16 protein-coding genes are annotated in these 17317 nt (G+C 70.7%); 9 read left to right on the forward strand and 7 right to left on the reverse strand.

The window, feature by feature from the left end; translation table 11 throughout:
* Positions 1 to 86 precede the first annotated feature (86 nt).
* The 5 genes from M4V62_RS02185 to M4V62_RS02205 all read right to left on the reverse strand — a co-directional run bounded on the left by M4V62_RS02185 (position 87) and on the right by M4V62_RS02205 (position 5112).
* Positions 87 to 536 (reverse strand): response regulator, encoded by a 450-nt coding sequence (locus tag M4V62_RS02185; protein WP_249585477.1) that lies wholly within the window; start codon positions 534 to 536, stop codon positions 87 to 89.
* Entirely contained in the window at positions 533 to 2098 is a 1566-nt protein-coding gene (locus tag M4V62_RS02190; protein ID WP_249592667.1) for a sensor histidine kinase, read from the reverse strand. The genes M4V62_RS02185 and M4V62_RS02190 overlap by 4 nt, the downstream gene beginning before the upstream one ends.
* A 70-nt stretch (positions 2099 to 2168) precedes the next feature.
* The gene (locus tag M4V62_RS02195; protein WP_425575261.1) at positions 2169 to 3467 is read right to left on the reverse strand and encodes a PP2C family protein-serine/threonine phosphatase; all 1299 of its coding nucleotides are present in this window, start codon (positions 3465 to 3467) and stop codon (positions 2169 to 2171) included.
* A gap of 218 nt (positions 3468 to 3685) precedes the next feature.
* Positions 3686 to 4255 (reverse strand): DinB family protein, encoded by a 570-nt coding sequence (locus tag M4V62_RS02200; protein WP_249585478.1) that lies wholly within the window; start codon positions 4253 to 4255, stop codon positions 3686 to 3688.
* A gap of 44 nt (positions 4256 to 4299) precedes the next feature.
* Positions 4300 to 5112, reverse strand: a complete 813-nt coding sequence (locus M4V62_RS02205) for an IclR family transcriptional regulator (RefSeq protein ID WP_249585479.1) — start codon at positions 5110 to 5112, stop codon at positions 4300 to 4302.
* 104 nt (positions 5113 to 5216) lie between these two features.
* On the opposite strand from M4V62_RS02205, the gene M4V62_RS02210 reads away from it, so the two are divergent.
* The 3 genes from M4V62_RS02210 (at position 5217) to M4V62_RS02220 (ending at position 8975) form a co-directional block, all read left to right on the forward strand.
* A complete protein-coding gene (locus M4V62_RS02210) occupies positions 5217 to 6206 on the forward strand; it encodes a 5-dehydro-4-deoxyglucarate dehydratase (RefSeq protein WP_249585480.1) in 990 nt (329 codons plus the stop codon).
* Between the two features lie 35 nt (positions 6207 to 6241).
* Positions 6242 to 7579 (forward strand): gluconate:H+ symporter, encoded by a 1338-nt coding sequence (locus M4V62_RS02215; protein WP_249585481.1) that lies wholly within the window; start codon positions 6242 to 6244, stop codon positions 7577 to 7579.
* 64 nt (positions 7580 to 7643) lie between these two features.
* Positions 7644 to 8975 carry an enolase C-terminal domain-like protein gene (locus tag M4V62_RS02220; protein ID WP_249585482.1) on the forward strand — a complete coding sequence of 444 codons (1332 nt, stop codon included), beginning with the start codon at positions 7644 to 7646 and terminating at the stop codon, positions 8973 to 8975.
* 6 nt (positions 8976 to 8981) lie between these two features.
* On the opposite strand, the gene M4V62_RS02225 is transcribed toward M4V62_RS02220, so the two are convergent.
* On the reverse strand, positions 8982 to 9899 hold the full coding sequence (locus M4V62_RS02225) for a TetR/AcrR family transcriptional regulator C-terminal domain-containing protein (protein WP_249585483.1): 918 nt from the start codon (positions 9897 to 9899) through the stop codon (positions 8982 to 8984).
* A gap of 115 nt (positions 9900 to 10014) precedes the next feature.
* Here M4V62_RS02225 and M4V62_RS02230 point away from each other — a divergent pair, with 115 nt between their 5' ends.
* The 6 genes from M4V62_RS02230 (at position 10015) to M4V62_RS02255 (ending at position 15812) form a co-directional block, all read left to right on the forward strand.
* A complete protein-coding gene (locus tag M4V62_RS02230; RefSeq protein WP_249585484.1) occupies positions 10015 to 11589 on the forward strand; it encodes an MFS transporter in 1575 nt (524 codons plus the stop codon).
* A gap of 115 nt (positions 11590 to 11704) precedes the next feature.
* On the forward strand, positions 11705 to 12220 hold the full coding sequence (locus M4V62_RS02235; RefSeq protein WP_249585485.1) for a GtrA domain-containing protein: 516 nt from the start codon (positions 11705 to 11707) through the stop codon (positions 12218 to 12220).
* A 343-nt stretch (positions 12221 to 12563) separates the two neighbouring features.
* A complete protein-coding gene (locus tag M4V62_RS02240) occupies positions 12564 to 13136 on the forward strand; it encodes an HPP family protein (RefSeq protein WP_249585486.1) in 573 nt (190 codons plus the stop codon).
* A 76-nt stretch (positions 13137 to 13212) separates the two neighbouring features.
* Positions 13213 to 14046: an aldo/keto reductase gene (locus M4V62_RS02245; RefSeq protein ID WP_249585487.1), complete on the forward strand. Its 834-nt coding sequence runs from the start codon at positions 13213 to 13215 to the stop codon at positions 14044 to 14046.
* A 166-nt stretch (positions 14047 to 14212) separates the two neighbouring features.
* The gene (locus tag M4V62_RS02250) at positions 14213 to 14401 is read left to right on the forward strand and encodes a DUF6479 family protein (protein WP_249585488.1); all 189 of its coding nucleotides are present in this window, start codon (positions 14213 to 14215) and stop codon (positions 14399 to 14401) included.
* A 19-nt stretch (positions 14402 to 14420) separates the two neighbouring features.
* Complete coding sequence (locus M4V62_RS02255; RefSeq protein WP_249585489.1) at positions 14421 to 15812, forward strand: NADP-dependent succinic semialdehyde dehydrogenase; 1392 nt, start codon at positions 14421 to 14423, stop codon at positions 15810 to 15812.
* Position 15813: 1 nt separating this feature from the next.
* On the opposite strand, the gene M4V62_RS02260 is transcribed toward M4V62_RS02255, so the two are convergent.
* Positions 15814 to 17271, reverse strand: a complete 1458-nt coding sequence (locus M4V62_RS02260) for an amidase (RefSeq protein WP_249585490.1) — start codon at positions 17269 to 17271, stop codon at positions 15814 to 15816.
* Positions 17272 to 17317: the final 46 nt, after the last annotated feature.

The raw sequence follows: 17317 nt of genomic DNA on the forward strand, positions 1-17317 counted from the left end.
CGACGCGATGGACCACCCGCGGCTATCCCTCGGCGGGCGAGATTGTGCGATCACACCAAGTGGCCTGACGGGAGAGAGACGAAGACTCAGCGGTGGCGGCGCGGCAGGCGTACGACCTGGACGAAGAAGTCATCGATCTGGCGTACGGCGGCGATGAACTGATCCAGGTCGACCGGCTTGGTGACGTAGGCGTTCGCGTGGAGTTTGTAGCTGCGCAGGATGTCCTCCTCCGCCGCCGAGGTGGTGAGCACGACCACCGGGATGTCCTTCAGGTCCGGGTCCGACTTGATCTTCTGAAGGACCTGGCGCCCGTCGTACTTGGGGAGGTTGAGGTCGAGCAGGATGAGGTCGGGACGCGGCACTTCCGTGTACGCACCGCGCTGGTAGAGGAAGTCGAGCGCTTGCTCGCCGTCCCTGGCCACGTGCAGCTTGTTGCGGATCTTGTTGTCCTCGAACGCCTCGCGCGTCATCAGCTCGTCGCCCGGGTCGTCCTCCACGAGGAGCACGTCGATCGGCGTGGCGGAAGGGGTGCTCATGTCAGGGCCTTCTCCTCGGTGCGGGATGCGGAGTCCTGCGCGGTGTCGGGGTCGGCATCGGCATCGGCATCGGCATCGGACGGCAGGGTGAAGCACACGCGCGTCCCCCCGGTGTGGCCGCTGTCGATCCAGATGTGGCCGCCGTGGTGCTCGACGATCTTCTTGCACAGCGCCAGGCCGATGCCGGTGCCTCCGTAGGCGTCGCGGCCGTGCAGGCGCTGGAAGATCACGAACACCTTCTCCACGAACTCCTCGGGGATGCCGATGCCGTTGTCGGTGACACAGAGGAGCCAGGTGCCGGAGCCCTCGTCCTCCTCGCAGGTGATCCGGATCCGCGGGGTGCGTTCGGGGTGGTGGAACTTCACGGCGTTGCCGACGAGGTTCTGCCAGAGCATCGTCAGGAGCGTCGGGTCGCCGACAGTCCCGGGCAGCTTCTGCGGACGTTCGACGAGCGCGCCGGTGTCCCGGACGGAGGTGTCCAGATTGGCAAGGGCCTTGGTGAGGGCCTGGTCGAGGTCGACGGGCACCCGGGCGTCGTTGAGGCGCCCGACGCGGGAGAAGGTGAGCAGGTCGTTGATGAGGACCTGCATGCGCTTGGCACCGTCGACCGCGAAGTCGATGTACTGCTTGGCCCGGTCGTCGAGCGTGTCTCCGTACCGCTTCTCCAGGAGCTGGCAGAAGGAGGCGACCTTGCGCAGGGGCTCCTGCAGGTCGTGCGACGCGACGTAGGCGAACTGCTCCAGCTCGGCGTTGGAGCGCCGCAGTTCCACGGCCTGGGCGTCCAGTTCGGCCGCCTGCTGGGTCAGCACGTCCCGCTGGCGGCGTGAGGCTTCCAGTTCCTCCACCATCTGCTGCCGCATCCCCTCCACATCCCCTGCCACCGCCCTGAGGTCCGCGGGACCGTCGACCGTGATGACGTGGTCGAAATCGCCGCGCGCCACCTGGCGCGATGAGACGCGCAACGCCTCCAGGGGGCGGGCCACCAGCGTGCGCACCAGGAACGCCAGGGCGATCCCGGCCAGCAGGAAGACCGCCACCATGGTGCCGAGGATCACGGTACGCACCGTGCGGGTACTGTCCAGCTCGTCCTTGCCGTCCTCGACGGCCCGCGCCAGGTCGGCGTTCTGCGTGGCCCACACCGTGCGGATCCGGTCGAAGACCTTCTTGCCGCGCCCCGCGTTCGTCGCCGCGACGGCGCGTGGCTCACCGGGCGTCACATCGGCCACCAGCGGTGCGGCATAGGCGCGCCGCCAGTCCGCCGCCTCCCGCTGGACCGCCTTGAGGTCCGCCATCAGCCGGGGCCGGTCGCCGATGAGGTCACGCAGCCGAGCGGCGGCGTGGGCCTCGTCCCGCTTGCCCTGGGCGTAGGGGTCGAGGAACTGGCGGTCGGCGGTGATGGCGTAGCCCCGGACGCCGGTCTCCTGGTTCACCAGAGCTGCCTGCAGGCGGTACGCCTGCGTCCGGGCGGGCTGGAGGCGGTCGGTCAACTGGTCGGTCACGTCCGCGGTCTGTCCGAGGAGGCGGGCGCCGACCACGGTGCCGACGACCACCAGGAGCACCATCAGCGCCAGCACCAGCTGGAACCAGCCCTGCACCGTCAGCCGACGGCCGATCCACGCCCTGCTCTTCGTCTCAGCCACGGCGTTGCTCTCCGATGCCGGTCTTGTAGCGCCCCTCGGCCACCGCTCGCGTCGGCCCGTCGCCGTCACCGTGCCAGTGCAGGTGCACCACGGCCACGTCGTCGGCGAGGCCGCCCTGGTCCTCGGCGAGATCCTCGGCCCGCTGGATGAGCGTGTCGACGAACGCCTCCGGTGCCAGCGCGGCCAACTCCCGTGCGAGGCCGAGGAGTCCTTCTTCACCGAGGCGCCTGCGGCCCGTGCCCACATGCCCCTCGAACAGGCCGTCGGTGAACAGCACCAGCGCCGCGCCCGCGGGAAGGGGCACCTCCTCGACCGGCCAGCGCAGCGCGCCGGGCACGACGCCCAGGGCAGGACCGCCGGCCACCTCCACCCAGTCGACGCCGCCCTCCGCGGTGCGCAGCAGCATCCCGGGATGGCCGGCGCGCGTCAGCCGCACGTGCTGTGCCCCGGCCGGAACGGAGAGGCTCGTCAGCGTGGCGAAGATGTACGGCTTCGCCCGCTCCGCCAGCATGATCTCCTCGAGCCTGCCCACCTGTTCGGGGCCGGTGACGCCGCTGAGCACCAGGGTGCGCCAGGCGATGCGCAGCGCGACACCGAGGGCCGCCTCGTCGGGGCCGTGGCCGGAGACGTCCCCTATGAGCGCGTGCACGGTACCGTCCGCACCCTGGACGATGTCGTAGAAGTCGCCGCCGAGGAGGGCCTGGGCGCGGCCTGGCCGGTAGCGGGCCACGACGTCCACACCCGCGCTGTTCAGGAGCGGCCTCGGCAGCAGTCCCCGTTCGAGGCGGGCGTTCTCCTGGGCCTGCATCTGGCTGGCTTTCAGGGCGACGCCCGCCTGCTCGGCCTGCTTGCGCTGGATCGCGTAGCGCACGGCCCGGCCGAACAGCTCCGGTTCCACCCGGCCCTTGACGAGGTAGTCCTGCGCCCCCGCGGTCACGGCGGCGAGGCCGGTCTCCTCCTCGGCGAGGCCCGTGAGCACGACGACCGCGACCTGGTCGGCATGGGACTGGACCATGGACACGGCCTCCAGCCCCTGGGCATCCGGCAGATGCAGGTCGAGCAGCACGCAGTCCGGCACCTCCAGGGCCAGTGCCTCACGCGCCTCGGACATGGAACGCACCCACCGCAGGCGCATCTTCAGGGCGCTGTCGGCGACGAGTTCCTCGACCAGGAGCGCGTCGCCGGGATCGTCCTCGATCAGCAGCACCGACGGCTGCGGCAACTGCCGCGCCGGTGCGGTGTCGTTCTCGGCCGCCAACCGCACGCCGGAAGTCCATGGCTGTGGCGCCACCGCTATGTTCCCGCCTTCCCCACCCGGTAAGTCCGCCTGGCCGCTGGGCCGTTGCCGACGGCACCACGGAGGCGAGTCCGCTCGCGGCGACCGTCGAATGGTCTCCGGATCTTCGCACAACGCACACACCGCTCGGTAGCGGAACGTCGAGGCCGCCGGGCCACACCGAGCAGCGGGCGCGGGCAGAGGAACCCCCGCAAGGGGGAGCCGAGTTGACGCTACTGACCCACCCTGCCGTCGATGCACTCACGCAGCAGGTCGGCCTGCCCGCAGTGCCGGGCGTACTCCTCGATCCTGTGCACCATGAGCTCCCGGACCGCGAACCCGTCCATGCCCAACCGCTCGCCCAGGTCCGGGTACTGGGCCAGCTCGGCGTCCAACGCGGCCTGCTCGCGCGCCAGATCGGCGTACGCGGCATCGACCTGGGCCTGCTCGCCGACCGCTCCGTCGAAGTCCGCGTCGCGCTCGCCGTACAGCTTCGGCAGCTGGTCGCCGTCGCGGAGCCAGTTGCGCCAGTCCCGCTCCACCTCGGCGAGATGCCGCACCAGGCCGAGCAGCGACACCGTAGACGGCGGGACCGAACGGAGGGCCAGTTGCTCAGGGGTCAGCCCCTCGCACTTCATCCGCAGGGTCAGGCGGTAGCTCTTCAGGAAGTCCTGAAGCGTCGCCAGCTCGCCGTCCGGGCTGACTCCGTCGCTGTTGCGCGGGTCGTCGTCCGGGTCGGCCCACATGTCGGGGTAGGTGGTCGCCTGCGTCCATCGTTCGGGTCGGTCGCTCATGCGGGCCATGGTCGCCCGCGGGGGTCCGGCGCGCCACCGACTTTCGCGGACCGTCAGCGCCAGTCGGGGCCGCCCGAGACGGGCGACAGAAGGCTTTCGATCTTCGTCTGGATCTCCCGCATGACGGACACGACGCGGCTCTGGTGTGCGTCGGTGAGCCGGGCCACGGGCACCGAGCAGCTGATGGCGTCGACGGCCGGCGCGTCGTACCGCAGGGCGAAGCCGAAGCCCGCGATGCCGCTCACCGTCTCCTCGCGGTCGATCGCGTAGCCGCGCTCACGCACCCGTCCGAGGTCGGCGAGCAGCACGGCGCGGTCGGTGTGCGTGCTCTGCGTGAACGCAGTCAACGGACCCTCGCCGAGCGGGAGTTCACCGTCCGGCCGCTCGGCAAGCAGCGCCTTGCCGAGGGCTCCGGCGTGCGCGGGGACGCGGCGGCCGACCCGGCTGATGGTGCGCAGGTACTCGTGGGACTCGCGGGTCGCGAGGTACACGACGCTCGGGCCGTCGAGCCGTGCCAGGTGGATCGTCTCGCCCAGGGCGTCCGAGGCCTCGTCCAGATACGGGCGGATGGCGCGCACCCGCGCGTCGCCGTCGAGGTAGCTCGTGCCGGTGAGCAGCGTGCGGATGCCGATGCCGTAGAGGGATCCGGTGGTGTCCGTGCGCACCCAGCCGCAGTCGACCAGGGTCCGCAGCAGCTGGTACATGCTGCTGCGCGGCACGTCCATCTCCTCGGCGAGCTCGTCGAGGCGGGCCGGCCGGTCGGCGCGTTCGGCGAGCAGCTCGAGCAGCGCGACGGTGCGCAGCGCCGACTTCACCCCGCGGACTCCCGGGCCGGTCCCGCGGTCCGTTCCGCTGCTCTCCGCCATGCGCCCATCGTAGATCCGCGGCGTCCGCCCATTGACCCCTGTCGTTCATGACCCTAGCCTCCATTCTCATACGTGGACGCCATCTGCATATAGAGATGAGATTCATGAACGAGCACGGCACGATCGAACACAGCACGACCAAGCTCAGTACGACGCCCCAGAGCGTCGCCCAGCGGCTGCGGGAGGGCATGGCGCGCGGCGTGCTGTCCTTCCCTCTCACGAGCATGGACAGCGACGGCGGCCTGGACCTGGAGTCCTACCGCGCCTATCTGACGGCCCAGTTGGCGACGGAGCCGGGCGCGGTGTTCCCCGCGTGCGGAACCGGCGAGTTCTTCTCGCTCGACGAGGAGGAGTACCGCGCGGTCATCAGGGTCACGGTGGAGGTCGCCGACGGCCGGCTGCCGGTGGTGGCGGGCACCGGATACGGGTGGGCGCAGTCGCTGCGGTTCGCCCGGATCGCGGAGGAAGAGGGCGCGGACGCCCTGCTGGTGATGCCCCACTACCTGGTCGAGGCGGCACAGGACGGCCTGGTGGAGCAGCTGCGCCGCCTCTCCGCGGGCACCCGGCTTCCTCTCATCGCCTATCAGCGCGGCCAGGTCACCTTCCATGCCGATGCCCTGCGCCGGATCGCGGAGATCCCCGCCGTCATCGGCCTCAAGGACGGGCACAGCGACCTCGACCGGCTACAGCGCCTCACCCTTGCCGCCCCCGACGGCTTCCTCTTCTTCAACGGCGCCGCCACCGCGGAGATCCAGGCCCGCGCGTACGCCACCGTCGGTGTCCCTGCCTACTCCTCCGCCGTCCACGCCTTCGCCCCCGAGATCGCGAACGCCTTCTTCGACGCACTGCGGGAGGGGGACGACACCGCGGTGGACCGGCTCCTTCGGGAGTTCTACGTCCCGCTGGTCGAGCTGCGCGACCGGGCTCCCGGATACGCCGTCTCGCTCGTCAAGGCCGCCGCCCGGCTGCGCGGCCTCCCGGTCGGCCCGGTGCGCGCGCCCCTCACCGACCCCGGCCCCGAGGACATCGCCGATCTGGAGAAGGTGCTCGACGCCGGTCTCGACCTGGTCCGGGCCACGCGGCACAGGCCCTGAACACACCCGCATCCACAGTTCAAAGGGGAACTGAAATGCCGCTCGTCGTAGTCGGGATCAGCGTCTTGGTCCTGCTGTTCCTCATGACCCGGCTGAAACTGAACGGTTTCGCCGCCCTCCTGTTCGTGGCGGTCGCCGTCGCCCTTGTGCAGGGGATTCCGGTCGCCACGATCCCCGACGTCCTCTCGGAGGGCATCGGCGGCCAGATCGGCGACACGATGCTCGTCATCGGGCTCGGCGCCATGGTCGGCCGCGTCATGGGGGACTCCGGTGCCGCGCAGCGCATCGCCAACAAGATGCTGGACGCCTTCGGACCGCGATGGGTCCAAGTGGCCATGGTGGTCACGTCCATGCTCATCGGCGTCACCATGTTCTACGAGGTCGCCTTCATCATCATCGTGCCCATCGCCTTCACCCTCGTACGCGTGACCGGGGCGAAGCTGCTGTGGATCGGGCTTCCGATGTCGATCACGCTCTCCACGATGCACAGCTTCCTGCCGCCGCATCCGGGCCCCACCGCCGTGGCCGCGACGTTCCACGCCTCCGTCGGACTCACCCTGGTCTACGGCCTGTTCATCGCGGTACCCGCCGGTGCGCTGATCGCGCTGGTGTGGCCGCGGCTTCCGTTCATCAAGGCGATGAACCCCTCCATTCCCAAGGGCCTTGTCAGCGAGCGCGAGTTCACCGACGAGGAGATGCCCGGCATGGGCTGGGCCCTGACCGTGGCGCTCTTCCCCGTCGTACTGATCGCCGGTGCCTCGGTGACCGAGATGGCCACGTCCGGCGAGAGCCCGTTCCTCCACTTCGTCACCTTCATCGGCTCGGCACCCATCGCGCTGCTTCTGACCCTCCTCCTGGCGATCTGGGCGTTCGGCCCGCGCATCGGCCGCAGCCTGGCCGACGTCAGCGCTTCCTGTACGTCGGCGGCGCAGGCCATGGCGATGATCCTGCTGGTGATCGGGGCGGGCGGCGCCTTCAAGAACGTCCTCGTCGAAGGCGGCATATCCGACCACATCAAGGACACCACCGACAGCTGGTCCATATCGCCGCTCATCCTCGCGTGGCTCATCGCGGTGATCCTGCGCATCGCCCTCGGCTCCGCCACGGTCGCCGTCGTCACCGCCTCCGGTGTGGTGCTGCCGCTCCTGGCGAACAGCGGCGTCCACCCCGAGGTCCTGGTGCTCGCCGTCTCCTGCGGATCGATCGCCTTCTCGCACGTCAACGACCCCGGATTCTGGCTGTTCAAGGAGTACTTCAACCTCTCGGTCATCGAGGCCATCAAGGTCCGCACCACCTATACGACGGTGCTCGCGATCCTCGGCCTCGGCGGCGTACTCGCGGTGGAGTGGGCCCTGGACGTCCTCAGCCTCTGACCCACCACCGACCTGCACCCCGCTCCGAACTCCCCCTACCTCCGACACCGAGGAATTTGTGATCATGAACAGGCAGCCGACCGTCACCGCGTTCAGCGTCTACCCGGTCGCAGGCCGGGACTGCATGGAGCTGAACCTCTCCGGCGCGCACGGCCCCTACTTCACCCGCAACATCGTGGTCCTGCGGGACTCCGAGGGCCGCACGGGCCTGGGCGAAGTGCCGGGCGGCGAGAAGATAACCCAGACCCTGCGCGACGCCGAGTCGCTCGTCGTCGGCGCCCGCGTCGGTGACTACAAGCGCGTCCTGCGCGAGATCGGCGACCGCTTCGCCGACCGTGACTCCGCCGGACGCGGCGCCCAGACCTTCGACCTGCGCACCGCCGTGCACGCCGTCACCGCCGTCGAATCCGCGCTGCTCGACCTCCTTGGCCAGCACCTGGAGGTGCCCGTCGCGGCCCTGCTCGGCGACGGACAGCAGCGCGACTCCGTCCGCGTCCTCGGCTATCTCTTCTACGTCGGCGACCCCGACCGCACCGATCTGGAGTACGTCCGCGAGCCCGATTCCCCCGTCGACTGGCACCGCATCCGGCACGAGCAGGCGCTGTCCCCCGAGGCGATCGTCCGGCAGGCCGAAGCGGCCTACGACCGGTACGGCTTCCGGGACTTCAAACTCAAGGGCGGTGTCCTGGAGGGCGCCGAGGAGGTCGCGGCCGTACGCGCGCTCAAGGACCGCTTCCCCCAGGCCCGCATCACCCTCGACCCCAACGGCGCATGGTCGCTGCGCGAGGCGATCGAGCTGTGCACGCCCCTGACCGACACGCTCGCCTACGCCGAGGACCCCTGCGGCGCCGAGGACGGCTACTCCGGCCGCGAGGTCCTTGCCGAGTTCCGCCGCGCAACGGGGCTGGCGACCGCCACCAACATGGTCGCCACCGACTGGCGGCAGATGACCCACGCCCTGGCCCTTCAGTCGGTCTCCATCCCCCTCGCCGACCCGCACTTCTGGACCATGCAGGGCTCCGTGCGCGTGGCGCAGCTGTGCAACGCGATGGGCCTCACCTGGGGTTGCCACTCCAACAACCACTTCGACATATCCCTGGCCATGGTCACCCACTGCGGGGCCGCGGCCCCCGGGGACTACAACGCCCTGGACACTCACTGGATCTGGCAGGAGGGCCTGGAGCGCCTCACCACCGCCCCGCCCCGCATCGTCGACGGCGAGATCGCCGTACCCGACGCCCCTGGCCTGGGCATCGAGCTCGACATGGACCGTCTCCTGGCGGCCCACGACCTGTACCTGCACAAGGCACTGGGCGCGCGCGACGACGCCACCGGCATGCGCTACCTCATCCCCGACTGGCAGTTCGACAACAAGCGCCCGTGCCTGGTGCGTTGACGACTTTCAGGGCTTGGGGACGCCCTTGCCGTCGATGAGGTCCCCGACTCCGTCAAGCAGCCGTTCGAGCCCGAACTCGAAGAGCGTGCCGAGCTCGAGGTCGAATTCGTCGTCGCCGAAGAGCGTGGACAGGATCGGATAGGCCCCGCTGGTCTGGATCGCGTCCATCCGGGGCTCGTGGGACGTCATCCACTCCTCGGGGGTCATGCCGGTGTCCTGCCGCGCCTGGGCCTCCAACTCGATGGCCATCGCGACACCTTGGGCATGGGCGAGGAGCGAGAGGTGGACGTGGATCATCTGGTACGGGGTGAGGCCCACTCCGTTCAGGGCGGCGAGGACACGCTCCGTGTACCGCATCGCATGGGGCGAGGCCATCGGCCGGGTGAGGGCGGCCATGGCCCGCCCCAGCCAGGGATGACGCTCGTACAGACCCCACAACCACCGCGCCTCCCGGGCCAGTTGCGCACGCCAGCCACCCGGTACGGGGCCCGGCGGTTCCTCACTGAACACCGCCTCGGACATCAGCCGTACGAGTTCGCCCTTGCTCGGGACGTGCCGGTACAGGGCCATGGTGGAGGTGCCGAACTCGGCGGCGACGCGTCTCATGGACAGCGCCGCGAGCCCCTCCGCGTCGGTGAACGCGATCGCGGTGCGGATGATGCGCTCGCGGTTCAGGCCCTGGCCGGGGGCCACTCGGCGCTCCCGCGCCGGCTCCGCGACCACCGTGCCGACACCGGGCACCGCGCGCACCAGGCCTTCCTGGTTCAGCACGGCGAGCGCCTTCGTCGCGGTCGCCATGGCGACGTCCCACTCCTGGGTGATGCGCCGGGTGGAGGGGACACGGTCGCCGGGAGCGAGCTCGCCGGAGTCGATCCGGTGGCGGATGTCCCGTGCGATGCGGAGATAGGGCGGGTCGGCAGCCATGGGCTCACTGTACTAGTGCACCAGGTGCACCATCGCCCTGCCAATTAGCGGTACTCAGAGAGGTGCACTAGGTCATTGTTTGCGGTGTACGCGCGGATCCGATTCCGTGCCGGGCATGGAGAACACACCCAACACCCGCGCGGGCCGCAAGGAATGGACCGCCCTCGGCGTCCTGATGCTGCCCCTGCTTCTGGTCTCGATGGACGTCTCGATCCTCTACTTCGCGATTCCCTACATCAGCCAGGACCTGGAGCCCAGCGCCACACAGCAGCTGTGGATCCTCGACATGTACGGCTTCGTCCTCGCCGGACTGCTGATCACCATGGGCGCCCTCGGCGACCGGATCGGCCGGCGCACCCTGGTGCTCGGGGGCGCCGCGGTCTTCGGCGCGGCCTCGGTCGCCGCCGCGTACGCGCACTCGGCCGAACTGCTCATCGCCGTACGGGCGTTGCTGGGTCTTGGCGGCGCGGCCCTGATGCCGTCGACACTCGCCCTGATCCGCAATCTGTTCCGCGACACGAGGCAGCGCGCCCAGGCGGTGACCCTGTGGACGGGCGTCATGACCGCGGGCATCTCCCTGGGGCCCGTGGTCAGCGGTCTGCTCCTTGAGCATTTCTGGTGGGGTTCGGTCTTCCTGATCAATCTGCCCGCGATGGCGCTCCTGCTCGCCCTGGTCCCCTTCCTGGTGCCGGAGTTCAAGGTGCCGCAGCAGGGGCGCTTCGACCTGCTGAGCGCGGCACTCTCGCTCGCCTCCCTGCTGCCGGTCATCTACGGCATCAAGGAGCTGGCCCAGCACGGCTCCGAGCCGCTGCCCGCTCTCGGCGTTACATCCGGGCTGGTGCTCGGCTTCGTCTTCGTGCACCGCCAGAAGCGTCTGACCCACCCGATGATCGACCTCGGCCTGCTGGGCCGGCGCGCCTTCGGCGGCCCGGTGGTCGCCAATCTCCTCGCCATGTTCGCCACGGTGGGCATGGCCGTCTATCTCACGCAGTACCTGCAGTCCGTCCTCGGGATGAGCCCGTTCGAAGCCGCCTTGTGGAGCCTGGTGCCCGCCACGGGTCTGGCCGTCATGGCCCCGGTCGCGGCCGTGCTCGCCCAGCGCGTCGACCGCGCCTTCGTCATGGGCGGCGGCTTCCTCGTCTCCGCCTGCGGCTTCCTCTGGCTGACCCAGGTGCACGCCGACACGGCACTCTGGGTCACGCTGGCCGGCGCATCGGTCTACGCGGGCGGCCTGGTCGCCTCCATGACGCTCGCCAATGAACTCGCCCTCGGAGCGGCACCGCCAGAACGCGCGGGCTCGGCCGCGGCCGTCCTCGAGTCGGGCCAGGAGCTGGGCGGAGCCCTGGGCATGGCGATCCTCGGCTCGATCGGCGCGGCCGTCTACAGCCGCGACATGGCCGACGCCCTCCCGGCGGGCGTTCCGCACGCCGACGCGGTACGCGAAACCCTGGGCGGCGCGACGACCGTGGCCGCGGGACTCCCCTCAAGCACGGCGGACACCGTGCTGTCGGCGGCGCGTGACGCCTTCAGCCACGGGATGGGCTTCGCCGCGCTCGGCGCGGCCGTCGTCATGACCGCGGCGGGCCTCTTCTGCCTCGTCCTGCTGCGGGGCGCGGGCAAGGCCGAGCACCCGACGGATCCGCCCTCCGAATCCCCCGTGACGCCACTGGCGACACAAGTGGCGCCATAGATGATTCCCCGTGGTGCCACATGTGTGCCATGATGGCACCACGGGGAGCATCCCTCGGCCTCACAAGCCGAGGGACGCGCGTGTGGCGGAGTGAGTCATCAAAAGGGGCCGGGCCATGAAGACAGCACAGAATCAGCAGCAGACAGCGCCCGGCGCCTTCACCGCGTTCGCCCGCTTCGTACTCTGCGGCGGCGGGGTGGGGCTCGCCTCCAGCTTCGCGGTGGCGAGCCTGGCCTCCTGGATTCCCTGGGCTCTGGCCAACGCATGTGTCACCGCGGTCTCCACCCTCCTGGCCACCGAGCTGCACGCCCGCTTCACGTTCGGGGCGGGCGGGCGCGCGACCTGGCGCCAGCACGCCCAGTCGGCCGGGTCCGCCGCGGCCGCATATGCGGTGACCTGCGTGGCGATGCTCGTCCTGCAGCAGCTGGTGACGTCGCCCGGCGCGGTGCTCGAACAGGTCGTCTACCTGTCGGCCTCCGCACTCGCCGGTGTCGCGCGGTTCGTGGTGCTGCGCCTCGTCGTCTTCGCACGCAGCCGCGCGCAGGCACCGGCCACGGCCCGTCCCGTGCACGCGACCCTGGCCCGCGTCCCGGCCCCGGCCGATCCCGCGGCGCTCTGCCACGCCGCCTGAGGGACTGCCGCGAGGCGGGCCAGGAGGGCGCAGGAGAGGCCAGCCTCGGCCTGGGAGTATCCGACGGCCGCGGCGACGCGGGCCGCCAACTCGTGGTCCCGCGTCGTGCCGGACGTCGAATGATCACTGTATTGGTCCTGGTCAGCACAGTGATCACTGGACCTGGCCGCAGGCGGCGCGACACGACTTCGTAGGATCTCGGGTGAGTACGCGGACGCCCCGACCCCGGGCCGCCGATGTGCCAGCGCCCCCTGCCGACCGCACGGGCGGCCGTGGCGACTCCTGCCCTCTGTCACCCCGCCGACCGGGTCCCCCGTCGGCTGAAGTCCGGAACGTCCCTCTCTTGAGCACCGACGAAATAACCGAGGCGCCGCCCGCGCCTGCCAAGGCGCGCCCCCGTACACGCACACGTCCACGCGTCCTGCCCCGCCTCGTGGGCCGCGCCCCCGCCCCACCGCCCGCGGGCACCGCCCTGCACAACATCAGTGCCGTCACCGCCGTGCTGCTGGCGCTCGTCGCCGTCGGTTCCGTCGTCCACGAGCCGGTCCTCATACCCCCGCTCGCCGCGTCCGCCGCGATCGTGCACAGCCTCCCGCGGCTCCCGCTGGCCCAGCCGCGCAGCGTGATCGCCGGGCATCTGCTGTGCGCCGGCGTCGGATACGCGATCCTCGCCGCCCTGGGCAGCGCCCCGTGGGCCGCCGCGCTGGCCGCGGGCATCGGTCTCGCCGTGATGACCGTGGCGCGCACCCCGCACTCGCCGGCCTGCGCCACCGCCGTCGTCATCGTCCTGCACCATCCCCGGCCCGCCACCTTCGTTCCGCTGCTCGCCGGATCGGTCGTCGTGGTCGTCCTGGCGGGGTGGGCCGCCTCGTGCGCCCGGCCCAGCGCGCCGCGCTACCCCGCGTACTGGTGGTGATCGGTTGTGCGACGGCACGGGGGCGTGGTGATGTTCTCGGCGAAGCAGAGAGCAGAAGTGCGAGAAGGGATACGTGATGGCAGCGGCTAGGACAGTGACCTTCCCCTCCGGCGTGAGCGTGCCCGCCCTGGGCCAGGGCACCTGGCGCATGGGCGACGATCCGTCGCGCCGCGCCGAGGAGTTGGCCTCCCTCCGCAGGGGTCTGGACCTGGGCATGACGCTGATCGACACGGCGGAGATGTACGGCAGCGGCGCCTCCGAGGAGCTGGTCGGCGAGGCGATTCGCGGGCACCGCGACGACGTGTTCCTGGTGAGCAAGGTGCTGCCGTCGAACGCCGACGCCCGCGGCACCGTCGAGGCCTGCCATGCGAGCCTGCGCCGCCTTGGCACCGACCGGATCGACCTGTACCTGCTGCACTGGCGGGGCGGGGTTCCGCTCTCCGAGACCGTCGAGGCGCTCGAAGGTCTCGTGAGCGACGGCAGCATCGGCGCCTGGGGCGTGAGCAACCTCGATGTCGACGACCTGACGGAACTCCCCGAAGGCGCCCGCCCGCAGACGGACCAGGTGCTCTACAACCTCACCCGCCGCGGCCCCGAGTACGACCTGTTCCCCTGGTGCCGCGCACGCTCGGTGCCCTTGATGGCGTACTCCCCGCTGGAGCAGGGGCGGCTGCTCGGCCATCAGGCCCTGGAGTCGGTGGCGTCGGCGCACGGGTGCACACCGCTTCAGGTGGCGCTCGCCTGGGTGCTGCGCCACGACGACGTCATCGCCATCCCGAAGGCCTCCACCGCGGCGCACGTGGAGGAGAACCACGCCGCCCTCGACGTCAGCCTCACCGACGACGACCTCAAGGCGCTGGATGCCGCGTTCCCCGCGCCGGTGCGCAAGGAGCCCCTGGAGATCCTCTGACGGGCCCCGCCCGAGGAACCCGGCCGGCAACAGGAAGTGTGCGCTCCGCATGTCAGGGCACCCGTCACGTCGCTGCGCATGCTTGCCCGAGCATGTCGCTCTAGGGTGAATCCCGGGGCCCGCAATGCCCGGAGCCACAGACTTCGGGCCGTACAGGAGGCCATTCATGCCCCTCGCCGCAAGCGGAACCTCGTCGCTGATGCTGATCATCGGCGTGGTGATCGTCGTCGTACTGCTCGGTCTGTTCATTTTCGGACGGCGACAGGTCACTCGACGCCCCGACCCGCCACAGGAACCCCAGCCGCGCGCGGATTCCTGGGAGGAGCCCCACGAGGATCCTCCCGAGTCGCGCTAGGCGTCCCAGGAGGAACGGCATGCCCATCGCCACGGTCGACCCCGCCACCGGCGAGACGCTCGAGAGCTTCGAGCCGCTCGATGACGCGAAGGTCGAGGCCCGTCTGGCGGCCGCCCACGCCGCGTTCGGCCAGTACCGCACCAGCGACTTCAGCGAGCGTGCCCGGCTGATGAACCGGGCCGCCGATCTCCTCGAGGAGGACAACGCGTTCATCGCCCGCACCATGACCACCGAGATGGGCAAGCCCGTCAAGGCGGCAAGGGCCGAGGCGGCCAAGTGCGTCAAGGCCATGCGCTGGTACGCGGAGCGGGCCGAGGAGCTGCTCGCGGACGAGCAGCCCGCGCAGGCCGACGTCGCGGATTCCGGCGCGGAGCGGGCCATCGTCCGCTACCGCCCGCTCGGCGTCGTGCTGGCCGTGATGCCGTGGAACTTCCCGCTCTGGCAGGTCGTACGGTTCGCGGCCCCCGCCCTCATGGCGGGCAACGTCGGTCTGCTCAAGCACGCGTCGAACGTGCCCCAGACGGCCCTCTACCTCCAGGATCTCTTCCGCCGCGCCGGGTTTCCCGAGGGCTGCTTCCAGACGCTGCTGGTCGGCTCGGGCGCCGTCGAGGGCATCCTGCGCGACGAGCGGGTGGTGGCGGCGACCCTCACCGGCAGCGAACCGGCCGGGCGCTCGGTGGCGTCCATCGCCGGCGACGAGATCAAGAAGACCGTCCTGGAGCTGGGCGGCAGCGATCCCTACCTCGTGCTGCCGAGCGCCGACATCGAGCGGGCCGCCGCGACCGCGGTGACCGCCCGGGTGCAGAACAACGGACAGTCCTGCATCGCCGCCAAGCGCTTCATCGTGCACGCCGACGTCTACGACGCCTTCCGTGACCGATTCGTCGCGGGCATGCGGGAGTTGACCGTCGGCGACCCGGCGGACGAGGGCACCGACGTCGGCCCGCTCGCCACCGAACAGGGCCGCAAGGACCTGGAGGAACTCGTCGACGACGCGCTCGCCCGCGGCGCCACCGCGCTGTGCGGCGGGCAGCGCCCCAAGGAGCAGGAGCGGGGCTGGTACTACTCCCCCACCGTCCTGGCCGATGTGACCCCTCAGATGCGCATCCACCGGGAGGAGGCGTTCGGCCCGGTGGCCACGCTCTATCGCGTGGCGGACCTGGACGAGGCCGTGACCCTGGCCAACGACTCACCGTTCGGGCTCAGCTCGAACGTGTGGACCCGCGACGACTCCGACGTCGAGCGCTGTGTACGGGACCTCCAGGCGGGCGGTGTCTTCTTCAACGGCATGACCGCCTCCCACCCGGGCCTGCCCTTCGGCGGCGTCAAGCGCTCGGGCTACGGACGTGAGCTCGCGGGGCACGGCATCCGCGAGTTCTGCAACGCCACGACGGTCTGGTACGGCCGCTGACTCACCCCCGACCGCCCGCGTGGTTCCCCGCCCACACCGCGGGGGTGCGGCCCGACCACGGACTCGCCTGTTCGAGTTGGCCTGCGAGGCGGAAGAGGCGGCCTTCGCACCCGTAGCCGGCAGCGAACTGCATGCCGATCGGCAGCCCCGTCCCGGGGTCGGCCGTCACGGGCACCGACATGGCGGGCGTGCCCGCGACGTTGAACGCCGTGGTGAACGGCGAGCGGTCGTTGAGACGCTCGATCCAGCCGAGGCCGTCAAGCGCCTCCGTGCCCTCGGCGTAAGCACCCAGGGTCATGGGAAGCTCCGGCAGGGTCGGGGTGAGCAGCACGTCGCAGGCGTCGAAGCACCGCGCCAGGCTGCGAGCGACCCTGTTCCGCATCGCGAGGGCGGCGACGAACTGGGGGCCGCTGACCCGCTGCCCGTAGTGGTAGCCGGCCAGGGTCTCCGTCTCCAGGGTCGAGGAGTCGGCGGGCCGGTCGAAGGCGGCGGCCAGACCGTCGACCAGGGCCGTGAGATTCACCGTCATCAGACGGGCGTTGGCCAGGACGAACTCCTCCCAGTCGACCCCGAGGTCCACCGTGGCCTCCGCCACCTGATGGCCGAGGGATTCGAGCAGGTGCACGGTACGGCTGAGAGCGTCGGCCACCGGCTTCGTGGTCCTGCGTCCGCCCCACGCCTGGGTGAGGACACCGATCCGCAGCGCGCCCGGGTGGCGGGTGACTTCCTCCGCGTAGGGCCGGGACGGCTGCTCGGCGAAGTAGGGGTCACCCGCTTCCGGTCCGCGGATCCGGTCGAGCAGTGCCGCGCTGTCGCGCACCGTGCGGCTGACGCTGCCGTGCACGGCGAGGCCGCTGAAGATCTCGTCGACGTCGGGGCCCATGGAGACGCGGCCACGGGTGGGCTTGAGCCCGAAGAGGCCGTTGTATGCGGCGGGTATGCGGATCGAGCCCGCCGCGTCGGTGCCGTGTGCGATCGGGACCACCCCGGCCGCGACAGCCGCGCCCGCTCCCCCGCTGGATCCGCCCGCGCTCCGCTCCGGATCCCATGGGTTGCGGACCGGGCCGTGCAGGAGTGGTTCCGTCGTGATGCTGTAGGCCAACTCCGGTGTCGCGGTGCGCCCGAACGTCACGAGGCCCGCGCGGCGAAGACGCACCATCAAGGAGGAGTCGGCACCGGCGATGTTGCCGACCGCGAGACGGCTGCCCAGCTCCATGCGCCTCCCTGCCATGGAGACTCCGAGGTCCTTGATCAGGAAAGGAACCCCGGCCAGGGGTGTGCTGCCCGGGGTGGGCTCGTCGTCGGTCGGCCAGGTCTCGACGATGGCGTTGATCTGCGGATCGACCGCCCTCGCGGCCTCGCGGGCGGCTGTTTCCAGTTCGGCGGGGGTCACCTCGCCCCGGGCCACGAGGTCCGCGAGCCCGACCGCGTCGAAGGTCACGTACTCGGCAATTCTCACTGTCACTCCCAGCGGAAAGAACGATACCGTTGAGTCCCTCATGATA

The organism is Streptomyces durmitorensis, assembly GCF_023498005.1.
Taxonomy (GTDB): Bacteria; Actinomycetota; Actinomycetes; order Streptomycetales; family Streptomycetaceae; genus Streptomyces; species Streptomyces durmitorensis.

What these genes read in the sequence shown, in the direction of transcription:
- M4V62_RS02235 (WP_249585485.1), top strand. Translation starts at nt 11,705, where the DNA reads ATGAAGACAGCACAGAATCAGCAGCAGACAGCGCCCGGCGCCTTCACC.
- M4V62_RS02185 (WP_249585477.1), bottom strand. Translation starts at nt 536, where the DNA reads ATGAGCACCCCTTCCGCCACGCCGATCGACGTGCTCCTCGTGGAGGAC.
- M4V62_RS02230 (WP_249585484.1), top strand. Translation starts at nt 10,015, where the DNA reads ATGGAGAACACACCCAACACCCGCGCGGGCCGCAAGGAATGGACCGCC.
- M4V62_RS02215 (WP_249585481.1), top strand. Translation starts at nt 6,242, where the DNA reads ATGCCGCTCGTCGTAGTCGGGATCAGCGTCTTGGTCCTGCTGTTCCTC.
- M4V62_RS02220 (WP_249585482.1), top strand. Translation starts at nt 7,644, where the DNA reads ATGAACAGGCAGCCGACCGTCACCGCGTTCAGCGTCTACCCGGTCGCA.
- M4V62_RS02255 (WP_249585489.1), top strand. Translation starts at nt 14,421, where the DNA reads ATGCCCATCGCCACGGTCGACCCCGCCACCGGCGAGACGCTCGAGAGC.
- M4V62_RS02190 (WP_249592667.1), bottom strand. Translation starts at nt 2,098, where the DNA reads ATGGTGCTCCTGGTGGTCGTCGGCACCGTGGTCGGCGCCCGCCTCCTC.
- M4V62_RS02225 (WP_249585483.1), bottom strand. Translation starts at nt 9,899, where the DNA reads ATGGCTGCCGACCCGCCCTATCTCCGCATCGCACGGGACATCCGCCAC.
- M4V62_RS02210 (WP_249585480.1), top strand. Translation starts at nt 5,217, where the DNA reads ATGAACGAGCACGGCACGATCGAACACAGCACGACCAAGCTCAGTACG.
- M4V62_RS02245 (WP_249585487.1), top strand. Translation starts at nt 13,213, where the DNA reads ATGGCAGCGGCTAGGACAGTGACCTTCCCCTCCGGCGTGAGCGTGCCC.
- M4V62_RS02200 (WP_249585478.1), bottom strand. Translation starts at nt 4,255, where the DNA reads ATGGCCCGCATGAGCGACCGACCCGAACGATGGACGCAGGCGACCACC.
- M4V62_RS02205 (WP_249585479.1), bottom strand. Translation starts at nt 5,112, where the DNA reads ATGGCGGAGAGCAGCGGAACGGACCGCGGGACCGGCCCGGGAGTCCGC.
- M4V62_RS02250 (WP_249585488.1), top strand. Translation starts at nt 14,213, where the DNA reads ATGCCCCTCGCCGCAAGCGGAACCTCGTCGCTGATGCTGATCATCGGC.